Raw genomic sequence first — 14,700 nt, forward strand, 5'->3', positions numbered from 1 at the left:
CTGCAGGGGCAGTCTACGTTTAAAGGCGCGGCTCGACCCGCATACCACCAGCAGGCGCCGGGCGACGGAACGGTTCGTCGTCTTCCGGCTCGGCGGCCAAGGCGGCATCTGCAGCAGCCTTGCGCTCACGGCGAGCGCTGGCCGCGCGTTCGATGGGCCAGCGGATCAGCACAAACACGATGTACAGGGCAAACACGATCATCGTGTACATGAACAGATCGGAGATCGCCCGCCAGGCGTTGTTGCCGACCTTGAGCACCAGGTCCAGGGCGGTAATGGCCACGGCCGGCGCAAACTGGGTCTTGACCGGGTCGACGATGGTCGGGCTCAGTAACAGCACCGCCATCAGCAATTGCAGCGGCTCGCGCAGCGAGCGCCAGACCCAGCGGGTCATGCGCCACCACACTAACAGGCAGCCCAAAGCGGCGAAGGCGTAGAGGCCCCAAGCGGTCAGATAGTCGTTCTCGGTCATGGTGTCCATGGCAAGGCTGGCAAAGAGGCGGCTATGATAACGGCTTTTGCGTGTCGCGGCTGCAATGCCGGCCACCGTCCGCCAGATAGGGAATTATCCATGCCTATTTCCACCGCTCCGATTGCCCGCAAGGCCCCAGGCGCAGACCCCTACGCCTGGCTGCAGGAGCGCGACACCCCTGAAGTGCTCGATTACCTCAAGGCGGAAAACGCCTGGCAGGAAGCCCAACTCGCCGACCAGCAGGCTTTGCGCGAAACGCTGTTCGAAGAGATCAAGGGCCGCATCCTCGAAACCGATCTGTCCCTGCCCTCCCCCTGGGGCCCGTACCTGTACTACACCCGCACCACCGCCGGTGACGAATACGCACGCCACTATCGCTGCCGCCGCCCGGCCGATGACAGCAACCAGGTGGACGAGACCAGCGAAGAACTGCTGCTGGACCCGAACGTCTTGGCCAATGGCGGCTTTTTCTCCCTCGGCGCGTTCAGCATCAGCCCCGACCACCAGCGCCTGGCCTACAGCCTCGACACCAGCGGTGAAGAGATCTACACCCTGTACGTGAAGGAATTGGCCACCGACAAGGTCAGCAAACTGGCGTTCGACAACTGCGACGGCAGCATGACCTGGGCCAATGACAGCTTGACGCTGTTCTTCGGCGAACTCGACGACACCCATCGCCCGCACAAGCTGTATCGCTACCGTCTGGACGGTACGGCGGCGCAGGAAGTGTTCCACGAGCCCGATGGCCGTTTCTTCCTGCACTGCTACCGTTCCAGCTCCGAGCGCCAACTGCTGCTGGCTCTGGGCAGCAAGACCACCAGTGAGATCTGGGCACTGGATGCCGATCAGCCGCACCTGGCCTTCACCTGCCTGGCGCCGCGGGTCGAGGACCACGAATACGATGTCGACCACGGCAAGCGTAACGGCGAGTGGGCCTGGTTTATTCGCAGCAACCGCGACGGCATCAACTACGCGCTCTACCTCGCCGCCGATACCGGTACGCCGCCTACCGAGGCCGACTGGCAGAACCTGATCCCTCACAGCGACGAAGTCATGCTCGACGGCGTGAGCCTGAACGCCAGCGCCATGACATTGAGCCTGCGCATCGGCGGCCTGCCGGTCATCGAGGTGCACCCCGAGGGTGTACCGGCTTATCGCGTGGAATTACCCGACGCCGCCTACAGCCTCTACGTACAAAACAGCCTGGAATTTCCAAGCGACAACATCCGCCTACGCTATGAGGCCCTGAACCGTCCCGCCCAGGTGCGTCAGCTAGAGCTGGCAAGCGGCGCGCAGGTGGTGCTCAAGGAAACCCCGGTACTCGGCACATTCAACGCCGACGACTACGTCAGCCAGCGCCTGTGGGCCACCTCTGCCGACGGCACCCAAGTGCCCATCAGCCTGGTGGTCAAGCGTGATCAACTGGGTAAACCCACCCCGCTGTATCTGTACGGCTACGGTGCCTACGGCTCAAGCCTGGACCCATGGTTCTCCCACGCACGCCTGAGCTTGCTGGACCGAGGGGTCGCGTTTGCCATCGCCCATGTGCGCGGCGGCGGTGAACTGGGTGAAGCCTGGTACCGCAACGGCAAGCAGGAACACAAACAGAATACCTTCAGCGATTTTATCGCCTGCGCCGAACACCTGATCACCGAGGGGCTGACCACTTCCAGGCAACTGGCGATCAGTGGCGGCAGTGCCGGCGGCCTGTTGATTGGTGCGGTGCTCAACCAGCGCCCGGAACTGTTCCAGGCGGCGATTGCCGAAGTGCCGTTTGTCGATGTGCTCAACACCATGCTCGATCCGGAGCTACCGCTGACCATCACCGAGTACGACGAATGGGGCAACCCCGAGGAACCCGAAGTGTATGCGCGCATCAAGGCTTACGCGCCATACGAAAACGTCAGCGCCCAGGCGTACCCGGCCATGCTGGTGATTGCCGGCTACAACGACAGCCGCGTGCAGTATTGGGAGGCCGCCAAGTGGGTGGCCAAGCTGCGCGATACCGCCACTTCAGACAACCTGTTACTGCTCAAGACCGAGCTGGGCGCCGGCCATGGCGGCATGAGCGGGCGCTACCAGGGATTGCGTGACGTAGCGCTCGAATATGCGTTTGTGTTCAAGGCGCTCGGGCTGATCTAAGCACTTGATGGAGCGGTCCTGTCTGAACGCAGGACCGCCTTGACTGTTTTAACCGCCGGGCGTCTTCGGCTTGCTGTCGTTCTGCTGCAAGCCGGGGACAGTCTGGTCCTTGGGCGGCGTGGGCAACACGATGGGCACCAACGGTGGCGTACCGTTCGTCTTGGGCGTGGCGGGCGGGCTGACTTGAGGGTACAACGTCGGGGTCGGCGTGCCCGGCGCGCCTGGGGTTGGTGCGGGCGCGACCGGTACGGTTTGCAACTCCTGAGCCTGCGCCGCAGCGGATATGAGCGCGCTCAATACAATGACCGTTAGAATGCTGCACTTCATCGATGGCTCCATGGCCTGACCGGAATGCCTTAAGGCTACTCCCAACTGCGCAAGAATGCCCTTCCCAATGAGATTTCCATGAAACGTTTCGTTCTGCTGGACACTACTCCGATCCCCGACAACGGCGGCGCCTTGTGCCTGTTCGAGTACGGCGAGGACTTCGTCATCAAGATCCAGGGCGGTGACGGCGGCCAGTTGATGAACACGCGCATGCACGGTTCCGAAGACGCCCTGGCGGAGATTCCCTGCCGCAAGGTCGCCGGTCGCCCGAACTCACGCGTGCTGATCGGCGGCTTGGGCATGGGCTTTACCTTGGCCGCAGCACTCAAGCATTTGGGCAAGACTGCCGAAGTGGTGGTGGCCGAACTGGTGCCGGGCGTCGTGGAATGGAACCGTGGGCCACTGGGAGAAAAATCCGGGTGCCCCTTGCAGGACCCGCGCACGGTGATTCGTCTGGAAGATGTGGCCAAGGTGCTACAGGCCGAGCCCCAGGGCTTCGACGCGATCATGCTTGACGTCGACAACGGTCCCGAGGGGCTTACGCAAAAGGCCAACAGCTGGCTGTATTCCTCCGGTGGCCTGGCCGCCTGCGCCAAAGCCCTGCGGCCCAAGGGCGTGCTCGCAGTGTGGTCGGCCAGTGCCGATAAGCTGTTCAGCGACAAACTGCGCAAGGCCGGCTTCAAGGCTGAAGAGGTTCAGGTGTTCGCCCATGGCAATAAAGGCACGCGGCATACCATCTGGATTGCAGAAAAGCTCAAGGGCTGAATCACCATCGGTCAAATGTGGGAGGGGGCTTGCTCCCGATAGTGGTGTGTCAGCTTGCCTATCCTTAACAGACACACTGCTATCGGGAGCAAGCCCCCTCCCACATTTGGTACTGCTTCAGTCTCTGGATTTGCGGTAATCGATCACGTACGGCACTTTTTTATCGAAGGTCTTTTCCAACTCCTTTTGATCCAGCTGGGTCATACCGCCCAACTGCCGGGCAGTGAAACCGCTGTCGCCGACCTTTGCCCCCGGCGCCAGGCTGACCATGCGCTTGGCGACAGCCTCTATGGCATCCTTGTAGCCGCCCTTCTTGTTCAGGTTGTACTGGCCCAGATCAATCTGCGTGCGCAGCCAATTACCCCAATAGAATTCGAGAAATTCCGGCGCAATCGCACCCTCGGTCGGCTTGCCGTAGGCGGCCTTGCGGGTGAAATACACCAGGCTGCGGAACGTGTCGTCCTGCAGGTTCTTGAAGCCCAGGTGCGCCGGCAGTTGCTCCGCTGGCAACGCCTGGCCCCGATTGTCCTTGAGCCAGACCTTGCGGGCCGCTTCCATCCGCTGCCAGAACGTGGCGAGATTGGGGCTGGAACTGAAGTTGTCGGTGACCTTGACCCACATTTTCAAGCGCGGGCCAGCGCCGGGTGTTTCCCACAAGGTAGTGAAACTGTGATGACCATCGGTCAGGTAAAGCTGGCCGCCGGGGCCCACCACCACGGTTTTCATATCCTGCGGGTAGGTGCCGACCGGGTGCTTGCAGGTAAAGCTGTCGGACCTTAGCAGCTCGGCGTTTTTCGGCACCTGGTCAGCCTCGCCCTGGCCGTTGGTTTCGCAGTATTCATCGAAAGCCTTGGCCGGCTTGTCGGCGAACAGCCCGAGGCTGTAGTAGATCTGGTCGAAACCCACCACGGCCTGGGTGGGGTGCAATTGCTCCAGGGCCACCTCGATCACCTGCCCGGGCTGCGGCGTAGAGAACGCCTGGGCCTGAGCGGTAACCACACAGAGCACAAGCCCGATAGTCCATGAATACAGACGCATAAATTTCAAATCCTTATCAGTCAGTGAAGCAATCCCTAGGGGTGATTTTCAGCGTAAGCGGCTAGAATCAACCTTATCCGTGACCCACCAAATAGCCAGGAGCCATGATGAGCTCGACCAACCCGCCCTCCCACACCGCCAAGCTGGACCGCATCCTCGCCGATGCCCAGCGCGACCGCGAAATGGGCTACCGCGACAAAGCCTTGAAGATGTACCCCCACGTGTGCGGCCGCTGCGCCCGTGAATTCGCCGGCAAGCGTTTGAGTGAACTGACCGTACACCACCGCAACCATAATCATGATGACAATCCCCAGGACGGCTCCAACTGGGAATTGCTGTGCCTGTACTGCCACGACAACGAACACTCGCGCTACACCGACCAGCAGTATTTCGGCGAAGGCTCCACCAGCAGCCCGAGCATTGCCAAGGCGACGCACAATCCGTTTGCGGCGCTGGCGGGGTTGATGAAGAAAGACGACTGAAGATCGTCCTTGTCTGTACTGGCCTCATCGCAGGCAAGCCAGCTCCCACATTTGGAATGCATTCCCCTGTGGGAGCCGGGCTTGCCCGCGATGACGATCGCCCAAGCACTGCATACCCCCAGGCCGTATAATCGCCGTTTTTCTCCAAGGCACCCTTCCCCGTGGGCAATAAACGCTACAGCTGCATCGGTCTGTATAACCCCAAATCCCCCGAAAACGTCGGCTCGGTGATGCGTGCCGCCGGTTGCTACGGCGTGGCCTCGGTGTTCTACACCGGCGTGCGCTACGAGCGCGCCCGGGATTTCATCACCGACACCAAGAAGGTCCACCACGACATTCCGCTGATCGGCATCGACGACCTGAAGAAGATCCTGCCCCTGGGCTGCATCCCGGTTGCCGTGGAACTGGTGGAAGGTGCCCGCCCGCTGCCTGAATACACCCACCCCGACCGCGCGCTGTATATCTTCGGCCCCGAGGACGGTTCCCTGGACAAGGAGATCCGCGACTGGTGCGAAGATGTGGTGTACATCCCCACCACGGGCTGCATGAACCTGGCAGCCACCGTCAATGTGGTGCTCTACGACCGCCTGGCCAAGGGCAACAACACCCGTTCGGGCCCCAAGTACTGATTCTGCGGGAACATCCGGCACCTGCGCGCAGTCAGCTAGTAACACTAGCCCTTGTTGGAGACAGATCATGAGCGACAGCAAAATCTTGCAACCTATCATCGAAGCCACACCGTTGAAGCCTCAGCCTACCCAGAACGTGCATGGCTGGGAGCGCATCGGCTCAGTGGCGGGCGGCGTGATGATGGTCGGCAAAGGCCTGCGCCGCGGCGGGATTTTCGGGCTGATCCAGGTGGCGATTGGCGGCGTGGCACTGGCCCGTGGCTTTACCGGGCACAGTTCGCTCAAAGACAAGCTGGAGCAGGGTCGCCAGGAAATGAACAGCGTGCGCACGAAGATCGAGCGGGCCGGGGAAGAATTGAAGAATTTGAAGACCAAGGCGGAAGTGGCGGCTGAGAAGGCTGTAAAACCCAAAGCCTGACCTAAGTCTTGGACATGCTGGAGATTCAAATGTGGGAGGGGGCTTGCCCCCTCCCACATTTTGAATTGCACAGGGCCTGGGATCAGCGCAGCAGCTTGCTATCCAGTACCACCGACGATTCGCCGATTACGCTTTCAGCCAACTGAACGAACTCTTTGGTGTTGATGCTGTTCACCCGCATCACCGCCTGCGCCAGATCATCCAGGGAGCGCTTGTTGTGGGTTTTCACGCGGATCTCGCGGTCCAGGTCCTGCAACACCAGTACTGCCCGCGCTACACCAGCGCTGCCGATTTGCTCGCCCCTCAGCGTGGTGACCGCCTTGCTTTCTTTGGCCAGGCGCGCCTGGATCGCCGCATAACGCTCATCGGTGAGGCCCCCCGCACGTCGCACCAGTTCAATCGCGTAATACTCCCCCAGGCCCTCGCTGATCCAGTCACTGCTGTCGTGGTCGTTGAAGCGCCCGATGGCCTGCACCACCTCGCGCAGCAACGGGCTGCCGCCATTTTCGCTGACCAGTGGCGTACGGCTGTTAAGGTAGATCGAATCGTGCGACGCCCAGGCTCCGCGGCGCATCGGGTCACTCGCGCCGACGATCAATAATTTGGCGGGATGGCGTGGGAACGCAGCGTCCACCTGCGGCCAGACGAACGTCAGCAGCGTCAGCACGTCCATACGGCGCATGCCCTGCCCCTTTGGCGAGGCCACGGTGACCTCGGTTTCACCCAGGCGCAGGCGACGGCTGCCGAGGTTACCGGCGAGCATCCAGCCGGTGGGGCGATCGAACAGGCGGGACACGTTGTCGATGCGGAATTTGTTTTTGCCAATGCGCGGCCAGGCAGTTTCGACGCTCTTCCAGCCCGCGGGCAGTTCGAACATCAGGCGCGAGACCAATTCAATGCCATCTTGCTGGTCCAGGCGCGCAGCCGGCACCAGGTCTTCACCGCGCAATAATGCCCAATTGGGCGTGGCCCGTGTGTCAAAGGTGCCCGGCTTGCGCGCGTGGGTCAGACGCACGCGGTAGGTCAGGCTGGCCTTGTCGGCGCTGGGCTGCCACACACCACGGCTGCCCGTGACTTGCCAATGGCCGTCGGCCTTGAAGTCGCTGTAATCACCACTGCGGCCCAGGTCAAAGTCCAGGCTGCGCACCGCCGAGCCTTGGGACAGGCTGACGCGCACCTCGGCCTGCTCGCTCTGGGGCAGCAGCTTGACGTGATAATCCAGGTCAACCTTCTTCGCGCACCAGCCCGGCCCGCTCAGGGCCAGCAATACCAGGGCCGCTGCCAACTTGGCTGCCACCTTCATACACACTCCTTTGTTCAGCCTGCACGGAAGATCAGGTAATCCTCCCAGTCGTCCTCTGGCACGCTGCCTTCGCTGAGCATGCGCCCGGACTGGGAAATGCGTTCATGGTGCACGGCGTCGCGGTCGCCGCAGACCAGGTGGTGCCAGAGCGGCAAATCCTTGCGCTCGCTGACCAGGCGATAGCCGCAGGTTGGCGGCAGCCATTTGAACTGGTCGGCCTGGCCGGGCGTGAGCTGGATACAGTCCGGCACCGAAGCGCGGCGATTGGGGTAATCGGTGCACTGGCAGGTTTTCAGGTCAAGCAGTTTGCAGGCGATACGCGTGTAATAGACGCTGTTGTCGTCTTCATCCTCAAGCTTTTGCAGACAGCACAGGCCGCAGCCGTCGCACAACGACTCCCACTCCTCCGGGTCGAGGTGCTCAAGGGTTTTGCGTATCCAGAAAGGTTCGACTTTGGCGGCCATGGCTCTACATCAGTATCAGAAGGTGAAAAGGCCGCCAGTCTAGTGCCCAAGCCCGTTACGGCCAAGCGCTTACGACTGACGGTGTTGCAAGACTTGTCAGGCCTGGGTTGGCGCAGTAGTTTTGAACCCCGGTTTTTTTCATCAGGATCTGTCCATGAGCGATAACCCACGCGTTACCGATTACCCGATCCATACCCAATTCACCGAACGCTGGTCGCCCCGCGCCTTTACTGGCGAAAGCATCCCGCAAGAGACGTTGCTGAGTTTCTTCGAAGCCGCACGCTGGGCACCCTCGGCGTACAACTCGCAGCCGTGGCGGTTTCTCTACGCCCGCAGGGACACGCCGGACTGGGCGCGTTTCCTGGGCCTGCTGAATGAGTTCAACCGCAATTGGGCGCAGCATGCGTCGGCCCTGGTCATCATCGCGTCGAAAACCGACTTCATCGCCCCCGGTGCAACAGAAGAAACCCCGGCGCTGTGGCACACCTTCGACACCGGCTCGGCCTGGGGCCACCTGGCGCTGCAAGCCAGCCTCAGCGGCTGGCACACCCACGGCATGGCCGGTTTCGATCAGGAGCTGACCCGCAAAGAGCTGAAGATTCCACAAGGCTATGCGCTGCACGCGGCCGTAGCGGTGGGTAAGCTGGGTGACAAGTCGAACCTGCCGCAATACCTGCAAGGCCGTGAAGCGCCGAGCCCGCGCAAGCCGTTGACTGAACTGGTGTCTGAGGGCGACTTCAGCCTGTAAGCCTAGTGCAACTCCAATGTGGGAGGGGGCTTGCTCCCTCCCACATTTTAGATTGATGCATGGTCAAGGATCAGTAGCCCCGGTCGAAGTCCACTTCGCCGCGCAGCGCTTGCTTGGCCTGGTAGGCGCGCACGTTTTGCACAAACAACGCCACCATCATCGACGGCGAAGTCGGTGCCGAGCTGTGCCCAGTCAACAGCAAACCCCACGCGGTCCAGAACGGGTGGCGTTGCGGCAACGGCTCCTGACGGCACACGTCGATCACCGCGCCGGCCAGATGCCCTTCTTTCAGGGCCTCGACCAGGTCGGCATCCACCACCGCCACGCCTCGCCCGACGTTGATAAACAGCGCCGTCGACTTGAATTGCTTGAACAACGCCGCGTTGTACACGTCATGGGTGTCCGGGGTATTGGGCAGCAGGTTGATCACGTAATCGACCTCGCCCACCAAGCGGCCCAACTGATCGAGCCCGGCCACTTCAATAAAGGGTGCCTGTTCCCGCGCCGTACTGGCGATGCCGTACAGCTTGACGCCAAAGGGCACCAGGAAATCAGCCACGCTTTTGCCAATATCACCCGTGCCGACAATCAGCGCCTTGCGCCCCGCCAGGCTCTGGCCCATGCGGTTGTCCCACTTGCGCTCGACCTGGCTGACCAGGCGCGCCAGCACTTCGCGCTCATGGCCCAGCATATAGGTGAGGACAAACTCGGCCATGACCTGGCCAAAGATGCCGACTGCACGGGTGAGGCGATAGTCGCGGGGCAAGCCATCGGCCAGCAGCGGCGTGATACCGGCCCAGGTCGATTGCAACCACTGCGGTTGATGGCCCTGGCGCAGCAGCGTCGCCAGCAGATCGGGCTGGCCCAGCCACACCGGGCAATCGGCGGCCAGGCGCGAGAGTTCGGCCGAGTCACCGCTGGTCAGCACGTCAAGGTCCGGGGCGGCCTCCTTGAGCAGTTGGGCGTAGAGCGGGTGATCCTGTTCAGCAATCAGAACACGCATGGTTCAAACCTTTCAAAAACAATGCAGACGGCCGCCCGCATCCTTACGGCCACCGTCGTCTAATACGATTCCATTTAAAGCCTGTGCCCTGACACGGGCACTGATCGATCACATCGGGTCGTTGCGGCGCAGCAACTCTTCGGGCAAGTGCTCGATGTACTCGTCTTCGGCCGGCGGCATTTGCAGGTGGTAGCCCTGTTTGTCGAGGTTTTCCAGCACCACGGTGATGTCTTCGCGCGACAGCTTGCGCTCCGGCGTCAGCACCATGTCAAACGCGTGATGCGCCTTGCCGAAGGCCTCCATCAACGGCTCGGGCACGCGCTCGAGGGCATCGCTTTTGAGCACGTAGAGGTACATGCCGTCTTTTTTCTTGCTGCGGTAGATGGAACAAATACGTTTCAAGGCTGTTCTCCGGCATTGGCCAGGCTGTCGAGCAGCGCCTGGCCCATCAACTCGCGGCGCCAGCCACGCAGCGAGTCTGGCAATTGGTAAGGCCCATCGGGGTAGCCACTTTTGACCAGGGCTTCGAGGGTTTTCTTGCGCAGCATCAGTTCCGGCGCCATCTCCAGGCGCTCGGCGAACGTCTGGCCCAGGGCGCGCAGTTGCTTGATCAGCGCGGCGGCGTCCACCGGCAACGGTTCGGCCACGGCGGGAGGCCATTGGTCCATCGGCACGCTACCGGCACGTTTGATCAGGTCCAGCAGGAACTGGCCGTCCTGACGCACGGTACGCGGGTGCATGTCTTCGATCTTGCCCAGCGCTGCCAGGTTATCCGGCTGGGATTTGGCCAACGGCCAGAGCGAATGCTCGCGGATGATGCGGTTGCGCGGCAGGTCCCGGGCGCGGGCCTGCTGTTCGCGCCAGGCGCACAATTCACGCAGCACGGCAAGTTGGGCACGGGACAGTTTCCACGCCAGCTTGGCATCGCGGTACACCTCGAAAGGGTCGATTTCGCGGCGCAGGTTGGCCACCAGTTCGGCACCGTCTTCCAGGACCCAGGCGTACTTGTCATCCGATAGCTGCGGGCGCAGGCGAATATAGACCTCGGCCAGGTGCACCGCGTCTTCAGCGGCGTAGCTGACCTGCGTCTCGGACAATGGCCGCTGCAGCCAGTCCGAACGGGTTTCGCCCTTGGGCAGCTCGATATCCAGCACGGCTTGCACCAGGCGCGAATAGCCCATGGAAAAGCCGAGGTTGAGGTAAGCCGCGGCCAACTGGGTGTCGAACAACGGTGCCGGCAGGCTGCCGGTCAGGCGCAACAGCACTTCCAGGTCTTCGCTGCAGGCGTGCACCACCTTGATCACCGCCGGGTTCTCCAGCAAAGCGGCCAAGGGTTGCCAGTTGTCGATGGTCAGGGGGTCGATCAGGTAAGCGCGCACGCCATCACCGATCTGGATCAGCCCGGCAATAGGGTAAAAGGTGTCGACCCGCATGAATTCGGTGTCGAGGGCGACGAATGGCAACTGCTGCCATTGGGCGCAATGCTGGCCGAGGCTATCGTTGTCGCAGATCCAGTGAATATCGATGGCCACACGGCTCTCCCTTGAAGAATGGCGCGCAGTATATATCGCGAAAGGGGCTTGCGAGCATCCGTAGTGCACACACCATCATGAAAACTCCGACAGGAGATGAAGAATAGTCCGACATATGGGAGTTATCCTCTCTTACGCAGGACGTACACACACCAGAGTTTGGAGCCCGGCAGGAACTCCTGGTAATTCAGAACCTTGAAGCCCGCCTGACGAAACTCATCCTCTACCGGTGTACCCGCGCTTACGGAAACAATCACCGTGTCGCGGCTGACGCGGTGAAACTCGCGCAACAACATTAATCGCACATCGCTGCTGGGCACATGGCGAAACAACTCCAGGCAGAAAATACAGTCCACCGCGTTCGCCGAAAGGCCAATCGAAAACGCCGAGCCCTGGAAGGTTTTGACACGTTTTAGCAACGTGCCCGGGTGATGGGTGCGCGCGTGGTCGAGCATGGCCTGGGAGTTGTCAGAGGCGAGGATCACCCGGTTGACGTGCTCGGCCAGCACCGGCCAGAAGCGCCCCGAACCACAGGCCAGGTCAAGGATAAGCCCTGGCTCACCCGCGACCTTCAGCGCATGGCGTACCAGCCGCGCATCCCGCCACGCGGCCAAGCGCTGCAACAGCCTTGGCGGACGCGGATCACCGCACACCCTGGCATGCTCACGGTCACAGCGCTCGGTGAATTCAGTCTCGATGGGGGATGGAGGTTGTGGCGACATCACGGGCTCATGTGGGTAAAACGGTAGTGAACGACCTTGATTCCCAGCTTAACCACTGCAACGTGAAAAAAAGGTCGAAAGCCGCCACCGTAAACTCCGTCACGCCTGATGCAGATACCAGCGCCAATCCTGCTCGCCGACCTCGCCCATGAACTGGCGATATTCGGCACGTTTGACTGCCAGGTAAACACCAAGGAATTCACTGCCAAACGCATCCTTTGCCCATCGCGAAGCCTCAAGCGCACGCAGGGTGGTCAGCCAGTCAGTGGGCAACAGCTCCTTGGCCTGGGCATAACCGTTTCCTTCCACCGGGGCGCCAGGGTCGCGTTGCTCGCGAATGCCGCGATGGATGCCGGCCAGGATCGCGGCGGCCGCCAGATAAGGGTTGGCATCGGCGCCGCAGATGCGGTGCTCGATATGCCGGGAACTGGCCGGGCCACCGGGCACGCGCAGGCTGACGGTGCGGTTGTCCACGCCCCAGGTGGCAGCCAGGGGTGCATAGCTGTTGGTTTGGAAACGCCGATAGGAGTTGGCATTGGGGCAGAACATCAGCAGCGAATCGAGCAACGTACTCAGCATCCCGCCCACCGCCTGGCGCAGCAGTGGCGTGCCATCAGCCGCCTCGCTGGCGAACAGGTTATTGCCCTGGGCATCGGCCAGGCTGACGTGCATATGCATACCGGTGCCGGCCAGGTCGTCGAACGGCTTGGCCATAAAACATGCGGCCATTCCATGCTTGTGGGCCACGCCCTTGACCAGGCGTTTGTAGCGCACCGCTTCGTCCATCGCCTGTAAAGCATCAGTGCGATGTTCAAGGGTAATTTCCACCTGGCCCGGGGCGTACTCGGAGATGGCCGTTCGCGCCGGGATACCTTGCAGCTTGCAGGCGCTATAAAGGTCGGCGAGAAACGGCTCGATCTGCTCCAGTTCGCGCAGGCCGTAGACCTGGGTCGAACGCGGGCGATTGCCGTCCATATCCCGCGCCGGTTGCGGACGACCGTTGCCGTCGGGCTTCTGGTCGAGCAGGTAGAACTCCAGCTCTGCCGCCATCACTGGGTAATAGCCATCGGCTTTGAGTGCATCGATGACCTTGGCGAGCAAATGCCGAGGGTCGGCCACGGTAGCGGGCAAGCCTTGTGTGGGGTGCATGCTGACTTGCACCGCCGCGGTGGGGATCAAACGCCAGGGCATACGCTGCAAACTGCCACTGATCGGGTAGGCGCGGCAGTCGATATCGCCGACTTCCCACACCAGCCCTGAGTTTTCTACGTCATCGCCATTGATGGTCAGGCCGAGAATGGTGCTGGGCAGTGGCCGACCGGTTTCGTACACCGCCAGCAGTTCGTCGCGGTGCAGCAGCTTGCCGCGGGGTACGCCGTTGTTGTCGAGGATAAACAGCTCGAACATCTCAATGTCGGGGTTCTGCTCAAGGAAGGTTCGGGCTTCGTGCAGGCGGGCAAAGACACTCATGGCAATTCTCATACGTTTGGGTCGGGCAGATGCAGATGGGCACAGGTGCACGTCATCCGTGGGGGTGGATCAACGTAGAAAAGAGGTGTCTGGCGGGCGCGCGTGTCGACAATGGAACAAGGCCCAGAACGCAAGTGCAGAAGGCAGTGTCGCGGCGTGAGTGTCGGGGCAACCGTCCATGCGCGGATCACAGAAATAGAGAACCCCGAGCGTCACACGCCTGGATAGGCGGTTAAATTCAGGCTTGATGGAGTTTGGGTACAGTTTGGCTAAACATTCCCCACGCCTTGCCACCCTGCCCGGCGCTGGAAATAATGGGCGCCCCGACCGTGCCCCAAGGACTCGCCCCCATGAAAGCTCCTCTGGCCCTCTGTGTGCTGGCAAGCCTGGTAAACATCGCCCAGGCCGACACTGTCCCGTCACGTCTTGACGAGGTGATCCAGCGCGGCACCCTGACCGTTTGCACAACGGGCGACTATAAGCCCTACACCTCATTGCGCGCCGATGGCCATTATGAAGGTATCGACATTGCCATGGCCGAGTCCCTGGCCAAGAGCCTCAACACCACGATCAAGTGGGTGCCCACCACGTGGAAAACCCTGATGCCGGACTTCCTCGCCCAACGGTGCGACATCGCCGTGGGTGGGATTTCGGTGTCGTTGGAGCGGCAGAAAAAGGCGTTCTTCAGCCAATCGCTGGGGGTTGACGGCAAGATCCCACTGGTGCGCTGCGCCGATGTGCAGCGCTACCAAACGGTTGAGCAGATCAACCAGCCACAGGTGCGGGTGATCGAGCCGGCAGGTGGCACCAATGAAGTGTTTGCCCGTGCCCACCTGGGCCAGACACAGATTCGCCTGCATGACAATGTGACGATTTTTGATGAGCTGCTGGCGGGCAAGGCCGATGTGATGATTACCGATGCCAGCGAGGCGCGGTATCAGCAGAAGCTCAAGCCGGGGTTGTGTGCGGTCAATCCTGAGCGGCCGATGCAGTACAGTGAAAAAGCCTTCCTGCTACCTCGCGATGATGTGGCCTGGAAGAGTTATGTGGATCAGTGGTTGCACTTGAGCGTGGCGACGGGTGTGTATGGGGGGGTTGTCAGCCAGTGGTTGGCGGCGCCTTGAATTTGCTGCCATGACGGCCTGTCTGGCACACCGAGATCTAAATGTGGGAGGGGGCTTGCTC

Annotated in this window: 17 protein-coding genes; 7 read left to right on the forward strand and 10 right to left on the reverse strand. The window is 61.5% G+C overall.

The genetic code is table 11. The features are described from left to right. Positions 1-19: 19 nt before the first annotated feature. The gene (locus E4P01_RS15950; protein WP_216090902.1) at positions 20-547 is read right to left on the reverse strand and encodes an MFS transporter; all 528 of its coding nucleotides are present in this window, start codon (positions 545-547) and stop codon (positions 20-22) included. 24 nt (positions 548-571) lie between these two features. On the opposite strand from E4P01_RS15950, the gene E4P01_RS15955 reads away from it, so the two are divergent. Beyond that, positions 572-2,614 carry a S9 family peptidase gene (locus E4P01_RS15955; protein WP_216090901.1) on the forward strand — a complete coding sequence of 681 codons (2,043 nt, stop codon included), beginning with the start codon at positions 572-574 and terminating at the stop codon, positions 2,612-2,614. A 48-nt stretch (positions 2,615-2,662) separates the two neighbouring features. Here E4P01_RS15955 and E4P01_RS15960 read toward each other — a convergent pair whose 3' ends face one another. Beyond that, positions 2,663-2,941, reverse strand: a complete 279-nt coding sequence (locus E4P01_RS15960; protein WP_005786107.1) for a hypothetical protein — start codon at positions 2,939-2,941, stop codon at positions 2,663-2,665. Between the two features lie 78 nt (positions 2,942-3,019). On the opposite strand from E4P01_RS15960, the gene E4P01_RS15965 reads away from it, so the two are divergent. Further along, entirely contained in the window at positions 3,020-3,706 is a 687-nt protein-coding gene (locus E4P01_RS15965; RefSeq protein WP_216090900.1) for a hypothetical protein, read from the forward strand. Between the two features lie 117 nt (positions 3,707-3,823). On the opposite strand, the gene E4P01_RS15970 is transcribed toward E4P01_RS15965, so the two are convergent. After that, positions 3,824-4,744, reverse strand: coding sequence for a ParB/Srx family N-terminal domain-containing protein (locus E4P01_RS15970; protein ID WP_216090899.1), 921 nt, complete (start codon positions 4,742-4,744; stop codon positions 3,824-3,826). A gap of 107 nt (positions 4,745-4,851) precedes the next feature. Between E4P01_RS15970 and E4P01_RS15975 the strand changes: the two genes are divergently transcribed. The 3 genes from E4P01_RS15975 to E4P01_RS15985 all read left to right on the forward strand — a co-directional run bounded on the left by E4P01_RS15975 (position 4,852) and on the right by E4P01_RS15985 (position 6,273). After that, on the forward strand, positions 4,852-5,226 hold the full coding sequence (locus E4P01_RS15975; RefSeq protein ID WP_005786102.1) for a YajD family HNH nuclease: 375 nt from the start codon (positions 4,852-4,854) through the stop codon (positions 5,224-5,226). 161 nt (positions 5,227-5,387) lie between these two features. Continuing rightward, a complete protein-coding gene (locus E4P01_RS15980; RefSeq protein WP_003189607.1) occupies positions 5,388-5,855 on the forward strand; it encodes an RNA methyltransferase in 468 nt (155 codons plus the stop codon). Positions 5,856-5,922: 67 nt separating this feature from the next. Beyond that, on the forward strand, positions 5,923-6,273 hold the full coding sequence (locus E4P01_RS15985; RefSeq protein WP_032877238.1) for a DUF2892 domain-containing protein: 351 nt from the start codon (positions 5,923-5,925) through the stop codon (positions 6,271-6,273). A gap of 82 nt (positions 6,274-6,355) precedes the next feature. On the opposite strand, the gene E4P01_RS15990 is transcribed toward E4P01_RS15985, so the two are convergent. Together E4P01_RS15990 and E4P01_RS15995 are read right to left on the reverse strand one after the other, a co-directional pair. Beyond that, a complete protein-coding gene (locus tag E4P01_RS15990; protein ID WP_216090898.1) occupies positions 6,356-7,576 on the reverse strand; it encodes a hypothetical protein in 1,221 nt (406 codons plus the stop codon). A gap of 14 nt (positions 7,577-7,590) precedes the next feature. After that, on the reverse strand, positions 7,591-8,040 hold the full coding sequence (locus E4P01_RS15995) for a YcgN family cysteine cluster protein (protein WP_216090897.1): 450 nt from the start codon (positions 8,038-8,040) through the stop codon (positions 7,591-7,593). A 154-nt stretch (positions 8,041-8,194) separates the two neighbouring features. On the opposite strand from E4P01_RS15995, the gene E4P01_RS16000 reads away from it, so the two are divergent. After that, positions 8,195-8,788, forward strand: a complete 594-nt coding sequence (locus E4P01_RS16000) for a nitroreductase family protein (protein ID WP_216090896.1) — start codon at positions 8,195-8,197, stop codon at positions 8,786-8,788. A gap of 70 nt (positions 8,789-8,858) precedes the next feature. On the opposite strand, the gene E4P01_RS16005 is transcribed toward E4P01_RS16000, so the two are convergent. The 5 genes from E4P01_RS16005 to E4P01_RS16025 form a co-directional block, all read right to left on the reverse strand. Next, positions 8,859-9,791 (reverse strand): D-2-hydroxyacid dehydrogenase, encoded by a 933-nt coding sequence (locus tag E4P01_RS16005; protein WP_078820607.1) that lies wholly within the window; start codon positions 9,789-9,791, stop codon positions 8,859-8,861. Between the two features lie 108 nt (positions 9,792-9,899). Further along, a complete protein-coding gene (locus E4P01_RS16010; RefSeq protein WP_014717482.1) occupies positions 9,900-10,193 on the reverse strand; it encodes a YcgL domain-containing protein in 294 nt (97 codons plus the stop codon). After that, complete coding sequence (gene rnd, locus E4P01_RS16015) at positions 10,190-11,323, reverse strand: ribonuclease D (protein ID WP_032877242.1); 1,134 nt, start codon at positions 11,321-11,323, stop codon at positions 10,190-10,192. The genes E4P01_RS16010 and rnd overlap by 4 nt, the downstream gene beginning before the upstream one ends. A 122-nt stretch (positions 11,324-11,445) precedes the next feature. Further along, entirely contained in the window at positions 11,446-12,045 is a 600-nt protein-coding gene (locus E4P01_RS16020; protein ID WP_005786086.1) for a class I SAM-dependent methyltransferase, read from the reverse strand. Between the two features lie 99 nt (positions 12,046-12,144). Next, positions 12,145-13,515 carry a glutamine synthetase family protein gene (locus E4P01_RS16025; protein ID WP_005786085.1) on the reverse strand — a complete coding sequence of 457 codons (1,371 nt, stop codon included), beginning with the start codon at positions 13,513-13,515 and terminating at the stop codon, positions 12,145-12,147. Positions 13,516-13,865: 350 nt separating this feature from the next. Between E4P01_RS16025 and E4P01_RS16030 the strand changes: the two genes are divergently transcribed. Continuing rightward, positions 13,866-14,639: a transporter substrate-binding domain-containing protein gene (locus E4P01_RS16030; protein ID WP_078820605.1), complete on the forward strand. Its 774-nt coding sequence runs from the start codon at positions 13,866-13,868 to the stop codon at positions 14,637-14,639. Positions 14,640-14,700 lie beyond the last annotated feature (61 nt).

This window comes from Pseudomonas sp. NCIMB 10586 (genome assembly GCF_023127895.1).
In the GTDB taxonomy this organism is placed as follows: Bacteria; Pseudomonadota; Gammaproteobacteria; order Pseudomonadales; family Pseudomonadaceae; genus Aquipseudomonas; species Aquipseudomonas synxantha_A.